Here is a 21248-nt window from a genome sequence, read left to right on the forward strand (position 1 = left end):
ACCGGCCTCCTTTTTCCAAGTTAGCCCTTGGCTTGTGCGCGCATGTCGGCCAACTGCAGGCGAAGACCTTCTTCGAGCGTCACTTTCGGCCGGTATCCGAGCCGTGTCCTGGCCAGTTGTATATCCGCGCAGGTGCGCAAGGAATCGCCGGCCGGTCCTTGCTGGAACACGATTTTGGGCGTCACGTTCAGCAGACTGCCCATGATCGCCAGCACATCAAGCAGCTTGATCTCCCGGTCCCCGCCGACGTTGAAGATTTCCCCCGGCAAAGCATGGCGCGCTGCCAGAAGATTGGCCTCCACCGCATCTGACACGTAGGTAAAGTCCCTTGATTGCTGGCCGTTCCCGTAGACGACCACTTGCTCGCCTTTCAGCAGTTGACGGATAAAGCGGTGGAAGGCCATGTCCGGACGCTGTCTGGGGCCGTATACGGTAAAGTAACGCAGCATAGTGACCCGCAGGCCGTATGCTTTGACGTATACCTGGCAGATTTGCTCCATCGCTTCCTTGGTCACGCCGTAGGGCGATACAGGACGGAGCGGTGCTGTCTCATCCGTGAACGTCCCTTGCATCGTTCCGTACACAGAGGAAGACGAGGAGACGACGACGGTCGGAGGTTTTGGCTGTTGCAGACACGCCTCCAGCAGCATTTGCGTCGCCAGCACGTTGTGGTTGACATAGTCTGCGAACGCTTTACCCCAGCTGTTTCGCACTCCCGGCAGCGCAGCGAGGTGATAGACGACATCCACTCCGTCCAGCCAATCCTTCCACCGCTGCGCTTGCAGCATCGCCGAATGAAAGGTAAAGGCCGGATGATTTCCGATTTCCCCCAAATTACGCAGCTTGGCAGCTACATCGTAATTGTCGAGGAACCCATCGACACCAATGACTGTTACCCCTTCACTCAACAGGCGTTGAGTCAGGTGGGACCCAATAAACCCGGCACACCCGGTGACAAGCGCTTTTGTCATCGCCGTCGCCGCCTCACTTTCCGTAACCGTTTAATGATCAGATAGCCGTTTTTATACCCAAAAACCGGCTTGTATTTATTTCCCCAACGTTTCAAATAGTATTTAAATGTTTTGCGGCGGAGTTGATTGCGCCTGCGCTTCATCTTTCCGTCTGTGAGCTGTCCGCGGTGTTTGGTGCGGTTGTAGAGCTTTTTGTTGATATAGCGGAGACGGTAGCGTTCAATCAGCCGCAAAATGATGCGGCGATCTTCCATGATTCGCCCTTCGTACTTGTCGGAAGTGTCCCAACCGCCGACCTCCCGCAAAGCCGCTACCCGATAACAGCGCGGCGCGACCATCCAGCGGTTGTACTTCAGAAACTGGTATTTGTTGCGGAAATGCTTGTGCTTGACGAGAAACGGCTTGTAATACCGCCCTTTGCTCACCCGCCAGATTTTCACGTTTCCGTAGAACATGGCTGTGCTCGGCTTGCTTTTGCGAATGTATTTCTTCAGCACGGCCAGCGTCCTTTTGGGCAGCCAATCGTCGGAATCCAGCTGAACGAGGTAGGGCGTATCCACCATGGAGAGCGCCTGGTTCATCACTTTGGAAATGCCTGAATTTTTCTCCATCCGATAGTACGTAATATTCGGATAGAACAAATATTTTTCAACCTTGGCTCGGGTATTGTCCGTAGAGGCATCGTCCATGATCAGCAGCTTCCAGTCCGTGCAGGTCTGTCTGAGCACGCTTCTGATCGCTTTCCGAATAAACTGGGCGCGATTATACGTCGGGATCACAACGGTGAAGGTCGGATTCATGGCTCCTCCCTCTTCGCGGCAGGCATGCGAATGGAAGATTTATCGCTCAAAATGAAGATGCCGCTGTTGTCCGATAAATTTCCTGTCAAGCGAGACGATCGGCCAAACACGCTGTCCGTCACCTTCCAGGCAACATCTCGCAACGTGCAGTTTTCCAGTAAAATACTGTTTTCGATATGGGCACAGTTGTCTAAATGGACGCCGTTTTGTATGGAAACAAAAGGGCCCAGCCTGCAGTTGCGTATGACGCAGCCATCCCCGATCAAGACAGGTCCGACGATTTCACAATTTTCCACGACAGAGTTTGGCCCAATCTGATGGGTTTTGCCCAAATCACTGTCCAGCATCCAGCGATTCGCCTCCAGCCAGCGCTCGATCGTACCGACATCCGAATACTTCCCGGTTGTTACAGCATGAGCGATATGGAAACCGCGATCAATCATCGACTGGATCGCATCCGTGATCTCATATTCACCTCGGGCAGATGGCTGAAGTGCAGCAATCGACTCAAAAATGGGTTGGGTGAACAGGTATGCGCCGATCACCGCCAGATTACTCTTCGGCTGGCGGGGTTTTTCCTCAACCGAGACCAGACGCCCTCCCTGTACTTCGGCGATCCCATAATCCTGTGGTCTCTCCACCTCACTTAGCATCACAACGCCGTCGGATGCTTCCGTCGAAAACACACGCTTCAGTCCGTGCAACGAATCCATCAACAAGTTGTCACCGAGTAACAAAATAAACGGTTCGTCATGCAGGAACGGTTGCGCCAATTGGACGGCATGTGCGATTCCCAGCGGTTCCTTTTGCTCAATAAACGTAATGGTAGCCCCGAATTGACTACCATCGCCTACGAGAGGAGGAATTTGTACTTGGGAAGGGTGAATGACGATCCCGATGTCATTGACACCCACTTCACGCAATTTGCGAATGCAGTAGTGTAATACCGGATGATTGGCCACAGGGAGGAGGGTTTTGGGCTGCGAATAGGAGAACGGATGAAGTCGCGTACCCCGTCCAGCACACAAGATTAACCCTTTCACAAGTATCACTCCCCAAAGGTGCTCTGCGATACTTATAAAGTATGCGTTGCTTGCTTGCTGGACAGGGCTGACGTCCAATGGGGAGCAAGAATGGGTAAAAGCGCACGGGCATTAGCCCGTTTTGCGCAGCGGCTCTTTGGGAATGGGGACGGCTGTCTGCTTGTTCAGCACTTTCTCGAATACGTGCAAATAACCTTGGGCGGTGGCATACCAGGAAAACTGCTTGGCTCTCATCACCGCATTTTTGCTCATCTCCGCCCGGACTGCCGGGGCGCTCCAGAGAAATTCCCATATCGCGGGCAGCTCTTTCTTCCACCGCCTGGGCGCAAGCAAAAACCCGCTCTCTTGGTGCTTCACGACTTCTCCGATGCCGCCCCTGGGCGACGTGATGACAGGTTTTCCGGAAGCCATCGCCTCCAGATTGACGCGGCAGAATGCCTCCTTCCAGACCGACGGCGTCGCGACGATATCGCCGAGCTGGTAGTATAACGGCATTTCCGCGGTCGGTACGAAATTGACGAACTTGACCTTGTCGCCCAGCGGCTTTGCCAGCCGATGCAATTCACGCACGTACGGATTCAGCCGGTTGCTTCCATAGCCCGTACCGCCTACGATGACGAGCCGGGCCAGCGGGTCTTGCCGGCTGACCTCGCGGAAAGCCTCCAGCAGTACATGCACCCCTTTCGCCCGCATCAGCCTGCCTGCATAAAGCAGGACGCGATCTTCCGGAGAAAGGCCGATCTGTTTGCGGAGCTTGCGGATTGCGTAGTGGATTCTGGCCACCTGATACGGGGTGACATCCACACCCAGATGTACGGCATGGATTTTATGGGCAGGGATATTGCATGACTTCATAAAGTGGCGGCGCAAAAATTCGCTGTTTGTAAAAAAACCGGACGCGAGCCGGACGACTTTCCTCATCTTTTCCTTGCTGATGATCGCCTGGGAGCCGTAAACGTGGGAATGCATATTGACGAAAACCGGAATGCTCGGGAGCTTTCGTTTGATGGCAAGTACGTAGATCGGCCTGTTCTCCACCATGATGACATCCGGCTTGTGCTTTTGAAGATGCTGAATAATCCGCCGCAAATACGGCTTTGGCCCGTGATAAGGGAAGCGAATAAACTGGCGGTTCTCTTCCACCGCCGATTTCGGATAAGCAGCGCAGGTGCGCGTATAGATGGTGACCTGGTGCTCGGGATCGATCATTTTGGTTACTTCGTCTATATCGTGTTCGACTGAGCTGCCTTTGACCGGCGGGACGGAGAAAGGGCCCGGACTAATGATGGCGATCTTCATTACGTTCGCTCTCCCACTCCTTTTTCAAGGCAAGCACGACCTGATACAAATACTGCAGTTCCTTGGCCTGTTTCTCTTCCAGTTGCTTGAAGCGGCTTTCCCAGGAGGCGATTTCCTCTTTCAAGGCGGCGACTGCAAGCTCCAGCTTTTCTACCTGATCGCGGAGAACGGATTCCTTCTGCGTCAAAATGATCTCGATGGGCTGCTCCGGCTTCGCTCCTGCTATCGGCTGTGTCACTGCTTCGACGACGGGCGCGTGCGGCGCCTCCATTGTCGGTTCCGGCTCTTTTTCCATCGGTTTGACAATCGTAATACGCTCAACTGCTTCCTCTACCACAAAGTTGCCAGAAAAAACGCCCGGCATGACCCAATGCGGCAGATCGCCTTTTTTCCTTTTTTCCACGAGACATTCCCTCCAGCCTTGTTGCCCCTGCCATTTGGGGGATAAGTATGCTATAGGGTATGACGCTTTGGGAAAATGGGTACGTAACCAGTACCGAAGCAAAGAAAAAACCGCCTCGATTGCACGCAATCAAAGCGGTTGGCGATGCCGACGGAAGTTCATGCTGTAGTGGCGGGCCTGCTCCACACTGGTAATTTGCTGTTTTTGCCATTCTAGCAAAATGCGGTCAATGTAGCGAATGTGCAGCTTTCCAACGGTAGCAGCCTCGCGCAGGGCGGTCAAAATGAGCTCGTCGGAATATCCGTCTTGTCCCGTCCACATGTGGATGCTCTCCAGCTCGAACGGAGACAAAGGCCGCCCGAATGCCTGCTCGAAGCGGCTGTAGATCGCGACCGGCTCGTCATCGCTCGCGCTGGCTGTCTGCCTGTGCTGCCCGCCCACCTCGTCGAACAGGTGCGTCGCTGTCTGCTGCTCTCTCCAGGTCTGGTACAGTTTCCGATACAAAGGCGTCAAATTGTATTGCTCATGCCGCATCCCGGTTTGAGGGTCGACAAATTCGTCAATGCTAATCCACTCTTCCTTCAACAGCTTTTGCAGCGACTGGATCAGTCTCATGTTGGACATGGACATGCGCTCTTCCAGTTCGGTCAAGGTCGGGAAACGGTTCCCCTCCTGCTGAAAGGAAAGCAAATGGATGAGCAGCATCATCTCGTCATCAGCCAGCGACATGCGTTTGTACATTTTCAGGAGCAGGTTGGAGACGGATGTTGCACCTTCTTGCAACAGTTGCAATATTTGAGAATCCATAAAGCCAAAATCACCTCTGTGTTGGAATGACAAGGGAGTGCAGATTCTGCCGGTTACTCGCGCGACAACAGGAACACCCTGCTGCCCTCCAGCAACAGGGTGTCCACTTGACGAGACGAATTACGGGTAGAGACGATACAGCATGCGCGGGAACGGAATGGTCTCACGCACGTGGTCGAGTCCACAGATCCAGGCGATGGTGCGCTCCAGACCCAGCCCGAAGCCGGAATGAGGCACGGTACCGTACTTGCGCAGATCCATGTACCACTGGTACGCTTCTTCGGACAGTTGATGCTCGGCGAAGCGCTGCGCCAAGAGCTCCGGATCATCGATGCGCTGACTGCCCCCGATGATCTCGCCGTATCCTTCCGGCGCGATCAGGTCGGCGCACAGCACGACTTCCGGGCGCTCCGGATGAGGCTTCATGTAGAACGCCTTGATCTCGGTCGGGTAGTTGGTGATGAACACCGGCTTGTCAAAGTGCTCGGCGATCGCCGTCTCGTCCGGTGCGCCGAAGTCGTCGCCCCATTTGATGTCGCTGCCTTTTTCCTGCAGCAGTTTGATCGCATCGTCATAGCTGATGCGCGGGAACGGTGCGGTCACGTTTTGCAGCTTGGTCGTATCCCGCTCCAGCGTTTTCAGTTCCAGTTGGCAGTTTTTCAGCACGGATTGCACGATATGGGAGACGAATGCTTCCTGGATGCGCAGGTTCTCCTCGTGATCCACGAACGCCATCTCCGGCTCGATCATCCAGAACTCGATCAGGTGGCGGCGAGTTTTGGATTTCTCGGCACGGAATGTCGGGCCAAAGGAGTATACGCGGCCCAATGCCATCGCCGCTGCTTCCATGTACAACTGCCCGGACTGAGACAAGTAAGCGTCTTCATCGAAATATTTTGTATGGAACAGATTGGTCGTCCCTTCCGCAGAGGTAGGGGTCAAAATCGGGGGATCGACCTTGTAGAACCCGTTTTGGTGGAAAAATTCGTACACGGCGCGAATCACTTCGGAGCGGATAGACATAACGGCGCGCTGACGCGGAGTGCGCAGCCACAGATGACGATGGTCCATCAAAAAGTCGACCCCGTGCTCTTTCAAGGAGATCGGATAGTTTTCCGCGAGCTGGATGATCTCCAGTCCCGTTACGTTCAGCTCATATCCGCTTGGCGCGCGATCGTCTGCACGAACGACGCCTGTTATGTATAGAGAACTTTCTTGTGTCAGTTTTGATGCTCTTTCCCAAACTTCTTCGGCTACCTCTGCCTTTACCACGACCCCTTGGATAAAGCCGGAGCCGTCACGCAATTGCAGAAATTGGATTTTTCCGCTGCCTCGCTTGTTGTAGAGCCAGCCACCCAATCGCACTTCTTGTCCAACATGCTGCCCAATTTGAGCAATCGTCGTCAACATCGGAACCATTCCCTCCATTTACCATCCCGCGCAAGTCAATAGCGGGTATACCTCACAATTATACTATCGGGGTCAGGCAAATTCAATGAAAGACTCCTCCATTCAGTTTACCATAATATTATTATGAAAACAAAAACCTTCCTGCATCTGGCAGAAAGGTTCTCTTGCTGTTTTCCGTTTTCTTTGGACGACTGCCATCCCTGTCAAGCATCTTCCGTTTCCTTATCGTGCTCGGATGGCTCCGCCTCTCCGGTATTCTCCAGATCTGGCAAAACCGGTTCTTCCTCATTCAGAATCTCGAACTCCGCCCGCAATTCTTGCTCTGCAAGCAGATCGTCCAGCCCGCTTGCCGCCTGCCCTGCCGCAGCAGAAGAAGACTCTTGCTCTTCCAGCAGCAAAGCCAAGTCGCTCTCGCTGCCTCTCTCGCTCCCCTTTTCACCGATGGCAATCCACTGCAGAATGCCGCTCGTCTCTGCTGTGCCCTGTCCACGGAAGACGGAGATGAGTGCGCCTGATTTCACCTGCTTTTTGAGCGATGCGCCCACTCCCGCCTGATTGGTCATGGCCACGATGCAATAGTTCTCATTCGCATACGCATGCGGCAAGGTCACCTTGACGTCTGCACATAGCTGGTTCGACTCCAGCCGAAACGGAGTAAATCCGAACTGCTGAAAGGTTACTCCGAGATGCCGATTCGTTTCCACAGGCTGGAAGGCCAGCTTTTCCGCCGTAATGGTATTGTCTGCCAAATGGGCATCGCGTATCGCTCCCGGAACGATCTTCCTGCCGGTCACGCTGCTGTCTGCAAGCTTCTCCTCCGTGACGACTCCATCGGTCAGATGCTTCGTTTCTATGACCTTTTGCGTCAGTTTTTCCCCGGTGATGCTGCCTTCTGCAAGATGTTTGCTGGTCAACGACTCGGGGACAACATGCTCGCCCGTCACGCATTTCAGTTCGAGCTTGTTGCCGTCGACGACCCGATCGACAAGCTTCTCCCGCGTGACGCTGCCTTCCTGCAGCTTTTCCTTGGAGATCGACTTGGGCTGCAGATGTTCGTTTTGAATGGACAGACTGGCGATGTGCGACGACGTCACGGATTTCTCGGCGAGCTTGTCGCTCGTGACGGCGGCTTTGCTCAGATGGCGGGTTTTCACCGCTTCGCTAGCCATCTTTTGCGCTGTGACCGCCGCATCCGCGAGCTTGCCCGTAGTGACGCTAAGCTCCGTAATTTTATCCGTGGAGACTGATTCGGGAGCGAGCTTGGAGGTCGTGATGACGTGATCCGTCAAGTGATGCGTCTGCACCGCGTACTCGCGCAAATGCGCGCCGCCGATGAGACGTTCCGTCAGATGCTGTTCCTCGATAGAGCGCTTCGCCAGCTTCTCCGGCGTTACCGCACTGTCTGCCAGATGTCTTGTCTGGACGCTTTCCTCCAGCAGATGGTGGCTCCATACGCTTCTGCTGCTGAGCTTGTCGCTCGTTACGGATTTATCCGCCAGTTTTAGCGTCGTCACTTGCTGGTCACCGATTTTTTTCGTCGTCACGGCGTTGTCTTGCAGATGTGTCGTCTGGATGCTGGCTGCCTGCAGATGCAGACTTCCCACCGATTCCTTGGCAATTTTCTCAGCGGTGACGCTGGAATGGTCCAGATGCTCGGTCAAAACGGCGTACGCGCTGATTTTGTCGCTCGTGACGGCTTCGGGATGCAGATGCTGGCTGTAGATCGTCTGAAAGGCGATATGCACGTCCGAGACTGCTCCCGGAGCAAGATGGCTTCCGTCGATCGCCTGTTCGGCAATGTGATGGTGCAGAATCGCGCCTTCCCGAATGTGCCGGGATTCAACCGCTTCTTCGTCAATCTTGCTTGCGGTGACGGCCGCATCCCGCAGCTTGTCATTCGTCACCGCCCCGTCTTCGAGTTTGACCGAATTGATGACGTAATTGGCCAAATGTCTCGTCTGTACGCCGCCCGTCTTGATCTTATCCGCCGTGACCGCCTGATCCTGGATGAGCTCGGTTGTAATGGATTGCTCCTGAATGTGCTTGCTGGAAATGGCACCCTCGGCAAATTTCATGGAGTCGATGACTTTATCTGCCAGCTTCTCGGCCGTGATGCTGTTGTTGGCGAGCTTCTGGCCGGTGATCGAACGGTCGCAGATCATGTCGTTTGTGATGATTCCTTTGCCTATGTGCTCGCCCTGGATCGCCTGCGGCGCGATCTTGGATGAAGTCACGCTATGATCGGCCAGCTTGCTGCTGTCCACCGCATAGTCTTTGAGCAGAGATGTCTCCAGCGTCCCTGGTTTGATTTTGGATGCGTCAATGGAGCGATTGGCGATTTTTTCGCTGGTGACGGACTGATCCGTCAAATCGTCCGTGTACACAAAGGATCGATCTCGGTCGTCGTTGCGGTCTTTAATCACGCGGGTGAACGTCGTCTGATTGGAGGAAATTCCTTGGGACGGAAGTTTTTGCAGAGGAGGCGTCACTGCATGACTGCTCCTCTGCGAATAAGGTGGCGGCTCAAAGGAAGCAGCATTCAGCTCCGAGTCCAGCAGCTCGACCTCCAGATCGTGCAGCCAATCTGCTTCCGATTTGGTCTTCAGCAGAGGGATTTCGTTCTCCAATGAACTATGCTTGAACGATTTCCCCAGGTTTTTGTTCAGCTTTCGCCGGTTTACATTTGCCATAGAGTCTCCTTGCCTCCTGATGTCTATCCCGTATCTTTAGTAGGTTATTCAGAGGACTAGGCGTTTGGCACCCGCAGCAAACAAAAAACCCGCCGGCCAATATGGCAATTGGCCAAACGGGTAGATGCGGCTGTGCTTCCCGTTCGGGGAATCGTTACACAGCCACAGTGTCTTGCACCTGATTTTGCGAAAGCAGCGCGCGAAATTCGTCTCCTTGCAGCACTTCGGCATCCAGCAAGGTTTGCAGGCTGTTTTGAAAGACCGCATCATGCTTGCCGAGCAGCTCACGCGTCCTTTTCAGCAGACTTTCCAGCAAAAACTCCACTTCCTCGTGAATCCGCGTCTTGTCCACATATTGCAGATGGACGATCCCCAGACGGGACATCCCGCTCTGCACGATCTCCTGTGCCATCCCGAGTGCTTGCTCAAAATCGTTTTTGGAGCCAGTGCTGCGCCCGCCGTAGTAAATCTCCTCGGCAACCGCCCCGCCCAGACTGACCATGATTTGTTTTTCCATCGCTTCCTTCGTGTACAGGTAGCGGTCTTCCATCGGATTTTGCCGGACATAGCCCAACGCTTGCCCGCGCGGACTCAGTGTCACCTGGGATACCGAACCGGGACGCACGACTTCGCTGACAATCGCATGGCCCAGTTCGTGGAGTGCCACTCTTCGTTTTTCTTCTTCCGACGCTTCGCGGTCTACCTTTTCCCCGAGCATGACTTTGTCGACCGCGTAGGCAAAATGACGCGCCTCGATCTTGCTGCTGTTTTCCCGCATCGCATAGATCGCTGCTTCGTTGGCCACGCTCTCCAGCTGCGCACCGGAGAAGCCAAACGTCTCCTGCGCCACCTTATCCAGCACGACATCATCACCTAAAGGCTTATTGGCCGTGTGAATCGTCAAAATCTGCTCGCGAGCAGGCTTGTCCGGCAAGTCGACATTGATGTGCCGGTCAAAGCGTCCCGGCCTAAGCAGTGCCGCGTCCAACATATCTTTCCGGTTGGTCGCCGCCATGACGAGGACGCGCGGCTTGTCGCTCGTCGCCACTCCGTCCATTTCCGTCAGCAGCTGGTTCAACGTCTGATCGTATTCCTTTTGCTGCTGCCCGTCTCGCTTGCCACCGATGACATCGATCTCGTCGATGAAAATGATCGCGCTGTCCTGCCCGTTTTTCTCTGCCATCGCTCTGACTTCCTTGAACATGTCACGAATTCGCTGGGCCCCTACTCCGACGTACATCTCCACAAACTGAGAGCCGGAAGCTGCCACGAAAGCAGAGTTCGTGTAATTGGCTGCTGCCTTTGCCATCAACGTTTTCCCTGTCCCGGGAGGACCCGTAAGCAGCACGCCTTTGATCGGACGGATGCCGTATTGTTCGATTTTGTCCTTGTAGACGAGAAAATCAAGCGCCTCCTTCAGTTCCTTCTTCGCCCGCTCCTGTCCGCCAATGTCAGCAAACTGGATGTCGGTCTTCGGGATGACATGCCCGTTCTGCCTGCTCTTGCTGCCGAGCGCAAAATTGCCTCCCTGACCGCTCTGCTGCCGCCTGATGAGGAAAAAAATCGCCCCGAGCACCAGGGCAAACAACACGAACGGCACGATATTGACACCCAAAAACAGGAGAAAGATCAAGACCCCGGGAATGACGCCGAGCAACCATTCTTTACCCACGAGCCGTCACCTCATCTTCCGTGGAACGGGGGACGATCGTATAAAAGTCCTCCGATCCCTTTTTCAAATAAACGTAAATGTTCGTGTCATCCATCAACGCCGATGCATCGTCTAACTGATGCTCCGCCTTCCACTGTTCAACCAGCTGCGGAATACGGCTGTATTGGTGCAGTTCAATCGCTTCCGTAAACACGAACTGACCGTTATTCCAGACATCCTTCAAGCTTCGCGACTGATTGTCCACGCGAATTTCGACCTGCTTGCCTGCGGACAGGCTGGCTGTCGTCTCCTGCAGGTGGCGAAAGTCCTGTGGAAATGCTTTTGGTTTGGTCACTTTCAAATCTATTTCAATCTTGTCTTTGCCTACATCCAGATGTGTCAGTGAAGCGGATTGCAGCTGTCCGATTTCTGTCCGGATCGGTTCTTCAATCTCGATCTTTTGATACAAGAACCATCCACCGAACAGGAGAGCGAGTGTCGCTACCAGGGACATTCCAATCGCACCCTTTTTCAATTGCACAGCTTCTCCCCCTTAAACTACTTTCGTTTCTCATTCTCTGCCCATTCAGTATATCACATGAGTATATCAAAATTTTTTACACTTCCTGGTTGAACTTCCATCTGCCGTGCATGTCAAGCCATTGACGAAGTTCAGAACAATACAAAGAGGCCTCCCCCGCAGGAGTGGCCCCAGACAAGCATCGATTTTCAAGAGGTTGGAGACAATACATAAGAAGCAAGCAGAGCGCCGCTGAACAAATCGTAGTGCAAATAGCGGAATCGCCCGTCCTTGTCCTTCAGGGTGACTTCCCAGAAGCGCTTGTCGCCTTCCATACCGGGCACGATGTGCGTCACCTTTGCTCCCGGAAATCCTTTGGCGACAGCCTCCTCCACGTTTTTGCGCGGGACGGCGAGGTCCATCCGGTCGAACGCAGCCGTCTTGTCCGTCAGCCACGCCACGACAGGAGTACCGACCTGGTTTTTCCCGATCACGACAGCGTAGCTCTGCTTCCCGCGGTACTCGTCAATCGACTCCACCTGGCTGATTGTCGTCCGCTCCTCCACCCATTTCATCACTTGCTCGTCAAAGCTGCTTCTCCCCCCCACAACAAAGGAGGTCAGATGGTACGCAAATCCCGCTCCCACGACCAGCAGGGCGGCAATTACGACCACGATCATACGCACAACCACAGTTCAAACTCCTTTTTTCCATGGCGCTACAGGCGAAACCGCAGCTCGTCGCGCTTCTCGCCTGCAGCGGTCCTGATTTGCAACGCGATGTCCATTTGCCTGATTTGACCCGAAACAGGCTCGTACCAAAGTTGGTAGGTGACGCCGAATCCTTTGGTCAGTTCAGGCTTCAGCTCGCTTCCGGTAAAGGCAGGACCCAGCCAAAGCGAGAGCAGGGAACCCATCTCGCGCTCCGGCACCGTCAGGCGATATCCCCTCCAGCCGCTGCCGCTCGGGTCTTGCACGGCAATCGGCGCCACGGAATGCATGACGCTTTTGATTACGGCCGCGTGCTCATACGGCGTATAGAGCGCATAGGGCAGTGTCGTCGCCTGGTCCAGAGGTTGTCCATCTTGTATTACGCTTACTTGCTGCTCACCGTTACGGGAAATGTGCACCTGATGGCCCGCCATCTCCCCGGAGAGTTCAAACCGTTCCTGCTGGTACCTTCCGTTTAGCGCCTCGCTGTGCACGTAGACGACAAAGGAACGCTCCTCGTCCCTCGTCAGCTGGTCAAGCAGCATCGACAGTGTCATCGGGTCATAACCCGAGCCTGCTCCCTGCTCCATAACCCGCCCGCCTTTCATATCGCCTTGGTCGCCAAACTTTCCAAGCAACATGCCCACGAGAAACAGGCAAAGAAAAATGGGGATGAGCCACCAGAGCAGTTTGGGCCGGACATACATGTCCCACTCCCCCTGTCCCGTTCTTTTTCTTATGCCTATGCGCAACGGGAAGGTTTTAGAACAGGACGGAAAAGTTGCTAATCATAGCATGGGGCACGACGGTCATACTACATGTACACCCCAAGGAGGTGAGCGCGTGAAAAGCTCTGGGCAGACTCCATCACCTGACTTGCTAGGGTTTTTGTTGCAGGAATACCGCGTCTCCTGGGCAGCCTTGTCTTCACCACTTCGCAGTTCGTCTCACACACCCACTCTTCACTTTCGCCATCATCACCTGACCGAGTTGTGGCGAAAATAGGCACGGCAAGCAGTTGTGTTACCCAATTTCCCCTACCTACACCTAACCCTCTTGCTCCTGTCCTCACCAAGACAGGGGCCTTTTTTACCGTTTCAATGTCTGGAATACGCGATTCGCTTCGTAGATCGCCCGCTCCTCGTCGATCGTGAGCAGCTGATGATTGCGCATCAAGTATTTCCCTTGGACGATAGTATCCTTCACATCCCGGCCATTTGCTGCGTACACGACATGTGAGATCGGCTCATGCGCAGGGTGGAAATGCGCCTGATGGCTGTCCAGCACGATCAGGTCCGCTTGCTTGCCTACCTCAATCGAACCAAGGGTATCTGCCTGGAATACGCCGTCCGCTCCGTAGCGGGTCGCCATCCGCAGCGCTTCCTCCGCAGGCACGGCCACCGGGTCGTTGTTCACGCCTTTGTGCAAGATCGCCGCGAGCTTCAATTCTTCAAACAGATTCAGGTTGTTGTTGCTGGCCGAGCTGTCCGTTCCCAGCGAGACGCTGATGCCTTTTGCCAGCATCTTCGGTACCGGTGCCACGCCGCTCGCCAGCTTCAGGTTGCTCACTACGTTATGTGAAACTCTCACTTGGTATTTTGCCAAGATGTCAATCTCTTCATCCGTCAAATGGACAGCGTGAGCCACGAGCGTCGGACGGGCAAACATGCCCAGCTTCTCCAGATGGGCGACCGGACGAAGCCCGTAATCCTTTTCGTTTTGCCCCACTTCCCAGGCCGTTTCCGACATGTGGATGTGCAGCGGCAGCGACAGCTCGTCTGCTTTTTCGATGATTTGCGTAATAAAGCGCGGGTCGCACGTATAAGGAGCGTGCGGCGCCATCATGACGGTAATGCGTCCGTCTGCCTGATTGTGCCATTCCTTCGCAAATGCCGTAGCATCCGCGAGCTTCACCTGGCGCTCTTCTTCCGAGCACAGCCCGATCATTCCCCGGCAGAGACGGGCGCGCATCCCTGCTGCCTCAACCGCTTTGGCTACCTCGTCCATGTGGTCGTACATATCGACGAACGTCGTAGTACCTGTACGGATCATTTCGATCAGCGACAGCTGCGTGCCCCATTTTACGTGGTTGCCGGTGAACTGCGCTTCCAGCGGCCACATTTTGTCTTCCAGCCACTGTTGCAGCGGCAAATCGTCGGCATAGCCGCGCAGGAGCGACATGCCGGCATGTCCGTGAGTATTGATGAAACCCGGCAGAATATAGTCGCCTCTTTGGTCGATGACTTCATCGTAGCCGGCATCTGTGAGGTCTTCCGGCGTTGGTCCGACGTAGGTGATCTTGTCCCCTTCAAAGGCTACTGCCCCATCGTGGATGACTTCGTTCTGGTCGTTTGCAGTGATTACGGTTGCGTGGATGAGGATCGTCTTTTTCATGAATACACTCCGTCCTTTTTACGATAAATAATAAGCCAGGCTCTGCAGGTTGGACGTGACGTCCGCATAGTGGATACGCACGTCCTTGGCAGAGCGAATTGTGGTAGGCGCAAAGTTCAAGATCCCTTTGATCCCCGCTTCGGTCAACTGATCGCATACGGACTGCGCTGCGGATGCAGGGACAGTGATAATCGCCAGTTTGATATTCAGAGCCGCGATCGTCTCCGCGAGCTCTTCCAGTGGCTGGATCGTCAGTCCTGCCACCTTTTTTCCCAGCTTCTCGGGATCGCAGTCAAAAATGGCCGCAATCCGCATGTTATCCTTCAAATAAGCGTTATAATTGCTGATGGCATGGCCCAGATGCCCCGCGCCTACCAGCACAACCCGAATTTCATCGGTCAATTTCAGAATCTGGCGTATTTTCTCTATCAGATAATTGACTTCGTAGCCAATCCCCTTTTTGCCAAAATCTCCGAACGTGGCGAGATCTTTTCGGATTTGCGCAGGATTGACGTCCAGATTCTTGCCCATTTGCTGGGAGGAAACGGTTGCCACGCCCACTTGCTGCAAATAACTCAGGTAGCGCAGATAGATCGGCAGACGACGGACAACCGCCTCTGAAATCTTCTCTTGTTTGGCCACGTTCGGCCACCCCTCTTCATTTCTTTTGCTTCAGGATGCGGTAGTCCTTCCCGTTCGACAAGATCGTAATCGTCCCGTCGCGGTCGGTCATATACGTCTCGGCCCACGATTCGCCGAGCCGCTCCAGCACTTCCGTACGGCTTTCCTTCATGCTCTCGCGCGACTTGCCCGTCTGGATGATGGCCACCTGGGGGTCCACCTTGGTGAGAAAGGGCTGGGACGAACCTTGGTTGCTGCCTTGTCCCCCTACTTTCAGCACTTCCGCTGCGAGCAGCTCCGGATGCCGCTCCAGCAGCCGCTCTTCCGCCTCTTCGTTGATTCCGCTTGCGAACAAATAGCGCAAGCGACCATGCTGCAGACGAAAGACGAGCGAATTGTTCTGCGGCGACAAAAACAACGGCTCCTCGGGAAGCAGCACTTGCATCGTGACGCCATCCTCCAGCCTGATTTCCTGGCCAGCGACAGCCGTCATCCGTTTTTGGGAGGCTTCAATCGGCAGAGCCTTGAAGATGGTTTGTTCAATCAGTTTAGGCAAAATGACGGTGTCCACCGGAATCGTTTTGGCCAACGACGCGTATCCTCCGGTGTGCTCCGGCTGGTCGTTCGTCACGACCAGATAGTCCAGCCGCGTCAGCTTCCGCTCTGCCAATCGTTCCGCCAAAACAGACCAGTCTTCCTCACTGCCCGTATCGATCAGCATTGTCTGGCCCCCTGGAAACCGGACGAGGGTGCTTTCCCCGTGAGGCAGCGCAAAGAAAGTAAGCACCAGACCGACAAAGTCTTGCTCGTTGTCGCTGGCATACGGATCTTCCACCTTGATGGCACTTTGGGACTGTCCTGCAAGCGTGCAGGTAAACAGGAAGGCCGCAGTAAAACCAAGCAACAGCCAGCGCCATGTCGTTTTCCATCCCATCTATTTTATCACCTAAATCCCTGGGAGACTATTGCTTCATTATTATGAGCCAGACAGGGGGGACATACCGAGGAATGGAGCGATCTTCTCGCGCAGCGTCGGCCACGGACCGCTCTCGATCGTATACGGCGGCAAAGATTGCAGAAAGGCGCGGCCGTATCTGGACTCCACGACCCGCGTGTCAAATACGACAACGACACCCCGATCCAGATGGTGGCGAATCAATCTTCCGACACCTTGCTTGAACAAAATGACCGCCTGCGGCAAAGCCATTGACATGAACGCATTTTTTCCTTCTGCCTTTAGCATCTCGGCGCGTCCTTGATAGACCGGATGATTGGGCGGAGTAAACGGCAGACGGACAATGACCAGACTGCTCAAGGCATCCCCCGGAATGTCCACGCCTTCCCAAAAGCTGCTGGTCCCGAGCAGCACGCTGCGCTCAATCGACTGGAACAGTCCCACCAGCTTGCTGCGGTTGTTGCTGTCGATGCCGTGTCCCAGCAGCGTGTACGAATCCGGGGAACCTGCCAGCCGTTCCTTCATCGCCTGATAAACGAGCCGCAGCATCGAATGGGACGTGAACAGGATCAGCGTCCGGCCGCCGGAAGCCTGAACGACATCGAGACAGCCTTGGACGACAGCATCAAGATAAGTCCCATCGTTTTCCTTGCCCGGCGCAGGGAAATCAGACGGGATCAAAAGCAGCCCCTGGTTCTCGTAATCAAACGGGGAAGGCAGCGACAACGTGCGGACCCTCCCTTCCGGCAACAGGTCCAGTCCAAAGCGGCCCAGCATGTACGAGAAGCTGTTTTTCACCGTCAACGTCGCCGAGGTGAGAATCAGGCTCCGCTTTTGGGCAAAAAGCGGCTCAGAGAGCGAATCGGAGACCTTCAGCAACGCAGCGGAGAGATGCACCTGCTTGCGCGCCAGCCGCGACTCGACTTCCATCCAGTACACATATTCAGGATCTTGCTCCAGCAAAAAGAAGTGCAGCAGCTCTACCGTTTTTTGCCAGTCGTTTAGCAGCCCTGAAAGGTCGGTACGCAGGCTGCGCAGGGCAAATGGCGGCTTCTCCTCGGACGGAACCTCTCTAACCAGCCGATCAAGCACCTCTCCGAAAGCCGTCATGACCTCGATCAGCTTTCGGGTCGACTTGCGAATGCGCTCGTGCTTGCCTGAAAATGATTCCGGCCGATAGCGAACGGTCTCCCTGCCAGCGTCCGTCGTTTCCTCCGCACGCTCGGACGCCCAGGCGTACAACAGCTGCGTCCAGTGCTGCGCCTTGTCGCGCAAAGTACCGGACACCCGCGTCAGCTCTGCCAACTGCTCCTCAACGAAGCTTTGCGGGGCGCCCATCCAGTTCTCCCACTCCTCGACGAACCGGGACAAGGCGCTGCCCTCCTCTACAGAAGCCCGGTCCAGAAGAAACAGCAACTGCGTCGTCGTGAACTGCTTGCCCAGGTGCTGGGTAGCGGCGTCTTCCAAATGGTGTGCTTCATCCAGAATCGCGACTTCATATGGGGGCAGGATGCGGTTTTCGGCCTGCAGATCACTGATGAACAGCGCGTGGTTGACGATCAGGACGTCAGCGTCTTTCGCCCGCTCCTTGGCCTGAAAGTAATAACAGCGGCTAAACCACGGGCACGCCCGGTTCAGGCAGGAGCCCGTATCGCTTTTGACCTGCTGCCAGAACAGCTGTCCCGCCGGCGGCATGCTAAGCTCTTCCACATCGCCGGTCTCTGTCTGGGTGAGCCAGATCAGCATTTGGCCTTTGACCAGCCGCATTTCCTGGCTGCTGCCCTCCACCGGCTCTTCCAGCGCCTGCTCGAACTTGCGGAGACACAGGTAGTTTCCTCTGCCTTTCAGCGTAGAGGCGGTAAAGTCAAAAGGAAGCGTCTGCTGCAGCGTCAAAATTTCTTTGTGAAACAGCTGTTCCTGCAGCTGGATCGTATTGGTACTGACCACGAGCTGTTGCTGATTTTGCTTCGCCCAGACAATCCCCGGAAGCAAATAGCCCAGCGATTTGCCCGTGCCAGTACCTGCCTCCACCAGCAGATGCGCACCGTCCTGTATCGCGTCATAGACGGCGTGCATCATCGCTTCCTGCGCATCCCGGCGCTGATAGCCCGCGACGTGCGTCGACATGCTTCCGCCATCGCCCAGGACGTCCTCCAAAAGCTGCGGGAAGGCAGCAGGCGGGGCTTCTGTTTGCGGCGGACGCTGAAAGGACGCCGTCAGTTTTTCTTCCCGTTTGCGCAAAGCGAGTTGGCGGTACACATCCCACATGTCTGCCGGTTCGCCCGGGGAAGCATCGGTGTCCAGCTGCGGGAGCAAAGCCATTTTTTCCATTTCCACATGGCGCAGCAGCACAGTGATGTCGGAACGAAAGGAGGACACCAGGAGTTGCAGTCGCTGGATCGTCACCAGCGGCAGGCTCTGCAAAATTTCCAGCAAATGCAGGAACAGCTGTGCCGTTGCCATCGCATCGCTGTCCGCCTGATGCGGATTGTCATGCTCAATCGCAAGCTCCGATGCCAGCTCCCCCAGCCGGTAGCTGTTCTGCGTCGGCATCAGGAGGCGAGAGAGCTCCACCGTGTCCAGCACGTAGCCGTCAAACGCATAATAGCCCTGACTAAGCAGGGCTTCTTGTAAAAACTGGAGATCAAAGCTGGCATTGTGGGCGACGAAGACCCGGCCATCCAGCATTCGTAAAAGACGTGGGAAAACTTCCTCGAGCGAAGGAGCATCGCGGACCATCTCCTCCGTAATGCCCGTTAATTGTGTAATAAAAGACGGGATCGGTTGTCCCGGATTGACCAGGGTAGAAAAGCTGTCTGTCACTTGCCCGTTGTCAATGGCAACAGCTCCGATCTGGATAATGCTGTCGCCGTGGCGCGGATGGCTTCCCGTTGTTTCAAAATCTACTACCAGTAATCGATTCAAGCGTTTGTCACCTCATAACCTGGGCGGGTTCTTGCATCCGCTCACTCTACCCCATTCGGCAGCAGCATGGCAATTTCCTGCTTTTTCGCCTGGTTTAGGGACTTAGCAACTCGATCTCCCGCACCGGCTCCCCTAATTTGCTGGCACACAGCTGCATGTAGACGGGAACTTCCCGGAACTGGTCAGCATGCGGGAGAATCCGCCGGAAGTATTGCTCCGCCAAACGCCAGTTTTCCTCGACGAGTGCCAGCCGCCCCAGGTGAAAGTAACCAAGAGATTGGACATACGGCTCCGGATCGTCCGCGAACTGCTTCGCCAAACGTTTGGCAGCCTGCAACTCTCCCAGCTTTTCGTAAGCGGAGATCATGCCGGATTGCCCCAGCCGATTGTCCCGATCCCGCTCCAGCAAGCGGCGAAAAACGGCCATGGCCTTGTCCACATCTCCGTCAAACAACAGCATCCAGCCATAGCTGAAAATAAAATCGTTGTGCTGCGGAGACAGGCTGATCGCCTTTTTCAATAGCGTGATTGCCCTCTTCGTCCCGGCGATCAGCCAGGTGTTCCAGGCGAGGCCATGCCAAGCCCAGCCCTCTCTCGGCAACCGCTCCGTCAGGAAATGATAACAGACTTGCGCCCGGTGGTAGTTCCCCGCTGATTCATACAGGGAGGCCATTTCTTGCAGCGTTTCGTTGTCCAGCTCACGCGAAGGCAATTGCAAAGATGCAGGCGGCGTCAACTCGGCATTCACGTCCATGGCTTGCAGCTTTTGGGCAGCCCGCAGCCAGAGCAGTTGCGCTTCCCAGTCGTTCTCGTCCCTATGCAGGCACTTCTCGATCTCATCCAGGGCTTCTTTGGCATCTCCGTCCTTGAAGTAGCAGAGCGCCAGATTGTAGCGCGCCTCCTCCTGGTCGGGCTTGACTTCGAGTGACTGCTTGAACGCCTGGGCGGCCTCGAGCCACTTCCGTTCTTCGGCGAGAATACACCCGATGGCGTTGTAGCTGATGGCGACTACGGCAGGGGAGCTGGCTGACCTGCTCAAGAGCCGGAATTCACGAAGAGCGGCCTCCCGTTCCTCGGAGAACAACAGGCTGTAGGCGTAGTACAGCCGTCCGCTCTCCCAGTCAGGCGACTGTTCGATCAGTTCGGCAAAACACTTTTTGGCATCCTGATACATCCGCAAATGGTAAAAGCCTTCCCCACGCCGAAACATCGGCTCGTACGGATTGCTTTCCTTTTTTTGGCTGTCTGGCGCAGCTTTTTTGGGGGCATCTGCCTCATTTTCATCCTGTATCGACGCGGCTGTACTGGCCGCTTCATTCGCCGCTGCTGCCGGCACCTTGCCTTCTGCTGGCGGCAGCTGGCCTTCCATTTCCTTGACCCGGCGAATTGTCTCGGACAGGCGCTCCTCAAATTGCAGCCAATGATCCACGACCGTATCGCTGACCTGGCGCAAATGATACAGTTGGTCGACAAGCTGCAGCCGTTCCTCCTCCGAAGCGCCCGGCCATTTCTCCTCGATCGTTTCCACTTTCTTTCGCAAATCGTGGAACCATTCGTCTATATTCACGCAAAAGCCACCCCCTGTGAGGCGTGAGTACCTTCATTGTCTCACAAGGCGGGTGGCTCTATACAGAACGGCCAGCTAGAGGATCGTTGCGTGGATCTCTTCCCCGAGCATTTCCTTGATCCGGTTATTCTCGTCCATGATCGCCACACGCGGCTTGTACGTGCGAGCTTCCTCATCGGTCATCATGGCATAGGCGATGATGATGACGACATCCCCTTCCTGCACGAGCCGGGCGGCTGCGCCGTTAAGGCAAATGACTCCGCTCCCCGGCTCACCTTCAATGACGTACGTCTCCAGTCTGGCGCCATTGTTGTTGTTGACGATCTGCACCTTTTCATTGGGCCAAATGTCCACGGCATCCAGGATGTTTTTGTCGATCGTAATGCTGCCGACGTAGTTCAGGTTCGCTTCTGTCACTCTGGCACGGTGAATTTTCGCTTTCATCATGGTGCGCAGCACGCATATTCCTCCCTTGGTCTTCT

General features: G+C 55.1%; 18 protein-coding genes. All 18 read right to left on the reverse strand.

Annotated features, from left to right (window positions below; all coding sequences use genetic code 11):
• Positions 1 to 20: 20 nt before the first annotated feature.
• The 18 genes from ACFSO0_RS17465 to panD all read right to left on the reverse strand — a co-directional run bounded on the left by ACFSO0_RS17465 (position 21) and on the right by panD (position 21225).
• Complete coding sequence (locus ACFSO0_RS17465) at positions 21 to 971, reverse strand: NAD-dependent epimerase/dehydratase family protein (RefSeq protein WP_376882364.1); 951 nt, start codon at positions 969 to 971, stop codon at positions 21 to 23.
• Complete coding sequence (locus tag ACFSO0_RS17470) at positions 968 to 1771, reverse strand: glycosyltransferase family 2 protein (RefSeq protein ID WP_376882366.1); 804 nt, start codon at positions 1769 to 1771, stop codon at positions 968 to 970. Before ACFSO0_RS17470 ends, ACFSO0_RS17465 begins: the two co-directional genes overlap by 4 nt.
• Positions 1768 to 2814 (reverse strand): glucose-1-phosphate thymidylyltransferase, encoded by a 1047-nt coding sequence (locus ACFSO0_RS17475; protein WP_376882368.1) that lies wholly within the window; start codon positions 2812 to 2814, stop codon positions 1768 to 1770. The genes ACFSO0_RS17470 and ACFSO0_RS17475 overlap by 4 nt, the downstream gene beginning before the upstream one ends.
• A gap of 111 nt (positions 2815 to 2925) precedes the next feature.
• Positions 2926 to 4113 (reverse strand): glycosyltransferase family 4 protein, encoded by a 1188-nt coding sequence (locus tag ACFSO0_RS17480; protein ID WP_376882370.1) that lies wholly within the window; start codon positions 4111 to 4113, stop codon positions 2926 to 2928.
• Entirely contained in the window at positions 4094 to 4516 is a 423-nt protein-coding gene (locus tag ACFSO0_RS17485) for a hypothetical protein (protein WP_376882372.1), read from the reverse strand. The genes ACFSO0_RS17480 and ACFSO0_RS17485 overlap by 20 nt, the downstream gene beginning before the upstream one ends.
• Positions 4517 to 4645: 129 nt before the next feature.
• Positions 4646 to 5323 (reverse strand): DnaD domain-containing protein, encoded by a 678-nt coding sequence (locus ACFSO0_RS17490; RefSeq protein ID WP_376882374.1) that lies wholly within the window; start codon positions 5321 to 5323, stop codon positions 4646 to 4648.
• Between the two features lie 120 nt (positions 5324 to 5443).
• On the reverse strand, positions 5444 to 6733 hold the full coding sequence (asnS, locus tag ACFSO0_RS17495; protein WP_376882376.1) for an asparagine--tRNA ligase: 1290 nt from the start codon (positions 6731 to 6733) through the stop codon (positions 5444 to 5446).
• 203 nt (positions 6734 to 6936) lie between these two features.
• The gene (locus ACFSO0_RS17500; protein WP_376882378.1) at positions 6937 to 9423 is read right to left on the reverse strand and encodes a WIAG-tail domain; all 2487 of its coding nucleotides are present in this window, start codon (positions 9421 to 9423) and stop codon (positions 6937 to 6939) included.
• A gap of 154 nt (positions 9424 to 9577) precedes the next feature.
• The gene (locus tag ACFSO0_RS17505) at positions 9578 to 11095 is read right to left on the reverse strand and encodes an AAA family ATPase (protein ID WP_376882380.1); all 1518 of its coding nucleotides are present in this window, start codon (positions 11093 to 11095) and stop codon (positions 9578 to 9580) included.
• Positions 11088 to 11615, reverse strand: coding sequence for a hypothetical protein (locus tag ACFSO0_RS17510; protein WP_376882382.1), 528 nt, complete (start codon positions 11613 to 11615; stop codon positions 11088 to 11090). The genes ACFSO0_RS17505 and ACFSO0_RS17510 overlap by 8 nt, the downstream gene beginning before the upstream one ends.
• 188 nt (positions 11616 to 11803) lie before the next feature.
• Positions 11804 to 12286 (reverse strand): cell wall elongation regulator TseB-like domain-containing protein, encoded by a 483-nt coding sequence (locus ACFSO0_RS17515; protein WP_376882384.1) that lies wholly within the window; start codon positions 12284 to 12286, stop codon positions 11804 to 11806.
• Positions 12287 to 12312: 26 nt separating this feature from the next.
• Positions 12313 to 13011 (reverse strand): hypothetical protein, encoded by a 699-nt coding sequence (locus tag ACFSO0_RS17520; RefSeq protein WP_376882386.1) that lies wholly within the window; start codon positions 13009 to 13011, stop codon positions 12313 to 12315.
• 382 nt (positions 13012 to 13393) lie between these two features.
• Positions 13394 to 14698, reverse strand: coding sequence for an amidohydrolase (locus ACFSO0_RS17525; protein WP_376882388.1), 1305 nt, complete (start codon positions 14696 to 14698; stop codon positions 13394 to 13396).
• An 18-nt stretch (positions 14699 to 14716) separates the two neighbouring features.
• On the reverse strand, positions 14717 to 15340 hold the full coding sequence (locus ACFSO0_RS17530; RefSeq protein ID WP_376882391.1) for a redox-sensing transcriptional repressor Rex: 624 nt from the start codon (positions 15338 to 15340) through the stop codon (positions 14717 to 14719).
• A 16-nt stretch (positions 15341 to 15356) separates the two neighbouring features.
• The gene (locus tag ACFSO0_RS17535; protein ID WP_376882394.1) at positions 15357 to 16253 is read right to left on the reverse strand and encodes a ComEC/Rec2 family competence protein; all 897 of its coding nucleotides are present in this window, start codon (positions 16251 to 16253) and stop codon (positions 15357 to 15359) included.
• A gap of 42 nt (positions 16254 to 16295) precedes the next feature.
• Positions 16296 to 19199 carry an ATP-dependent DNA helicase DinG gene (dinG, locus tag ACFSO0_RS17540; RefSeq protein ID WP_376882397.1) on the reverse strand — a complete coding sequence of 968 codons (2904 nt, stop codon included), beginning with the start codon at positions 19197 to 19199 and terminating at the stop codon, positions 16296 to 16298.
• A gap of 94 nt (positions 19200 to 19293) precedes the next feature.
• Positions 19294 to 20766 (reverse strand): tetratricopeptide repeat protein, encoded by a 1473-nt coding sequence (locus ACFSO0_RS17545; protein ID WP_376882399.1) that lies wholly within the window; start codon positions 20764 to 20766, stop codon positions 19294 to 19296.
• A 75-nt stretch (positions 20767 to 20841) separates the two neighbouring features.
• Positions 20842 to 21225: an aspartate 1-decarboxylase gene (gene panD / locus ACFSO0_RS17550; protein WP_376882401.1), complete on the reverse strand. Its 384-nt coding sequence runs from the start codon at positions 21223 to 21225 to the stop codon at positions 20842 to 20844.
• Between the last annotated feature and the right edge of the window lie 23 nt (positions 21226 to 21248).

Source organism: Brevibacillus sp. GCM10020057, assembly GCF_042683565.1.
In the GTDB taxonomy this organism is placed as follows: domain Bacteria; phylum Bacillota; class Bacilli; order Brevibacillales; family Brevibacillaceae; genus Brevibacillus.

Bases quoted from the DNA above. Each gene is read 5' to 3' on its own strand.
- ACFSO0_RS17465 (WP_376882364.1), bottom strand. From the start codon at position 971: ATGACAAAAGCGCTTGTCACCGGGTGTGCCGGGTTTATTGGGTCCCAC.
- ACFSO0_RS17470 (WP_376882366.1), bottom strand. From the start codon at position 1,771: ATGAATCCGACCTTCACCGTTGTGATCCCGACGTATAATCGCGCCCAG.
- ACFSO0_RS17480 (WP_376882370.1), bottom strand. From the start codon at position 4,113: ATGAAGATCGCCATCATTAGTCCGGGCCCTTTCTCCGTCCCGCCGGTC.
- ACFSO0_RS17490 (WP_376882374.1), bottom strand. From the start codon at position 5,323: ATGGATTCTCAAATATTGCAACTGTTGCAAGAAGGTGCAACATCCGTC.
- asnS (WP_376882376.1), bottom strand. From the start codon at position 6,733: ATGTTGACGACGATTGCTCAAATTGGGCAGCATGTTGGACAAGAAGTG.
- ACFSO0_RS17500 (WP_376882378.1), bottom strand. From the start codon at position 9,423: ATGGCAAATGTAAACCGGCGAAAGCTGAACAAAAACCTGGGGAAATCG.
- ACFSO0_RS17520 (WP_376882386.1), bottom strand. From the start codon at position 13,011: ATGTATGTCCGGCCCAAACTGCTCTGGTGGCTCATCCCCATTTTTCTT.
- ACFSO0_RS17525 (WP_376882388.1), bottom strand. From the start codon at position 14,698: ATGAAAAAGACGATCCTCATCCACGCAACCGTAATCACTGCAAACGAC.
- ACFSO0_RS17535 (WP_376882394.1), bottom strand. From the start codon at position 16,253: ATGGGATGGAAAACGACATGGCGCTGGCTGTTGCTTGGTTTTACTGCG.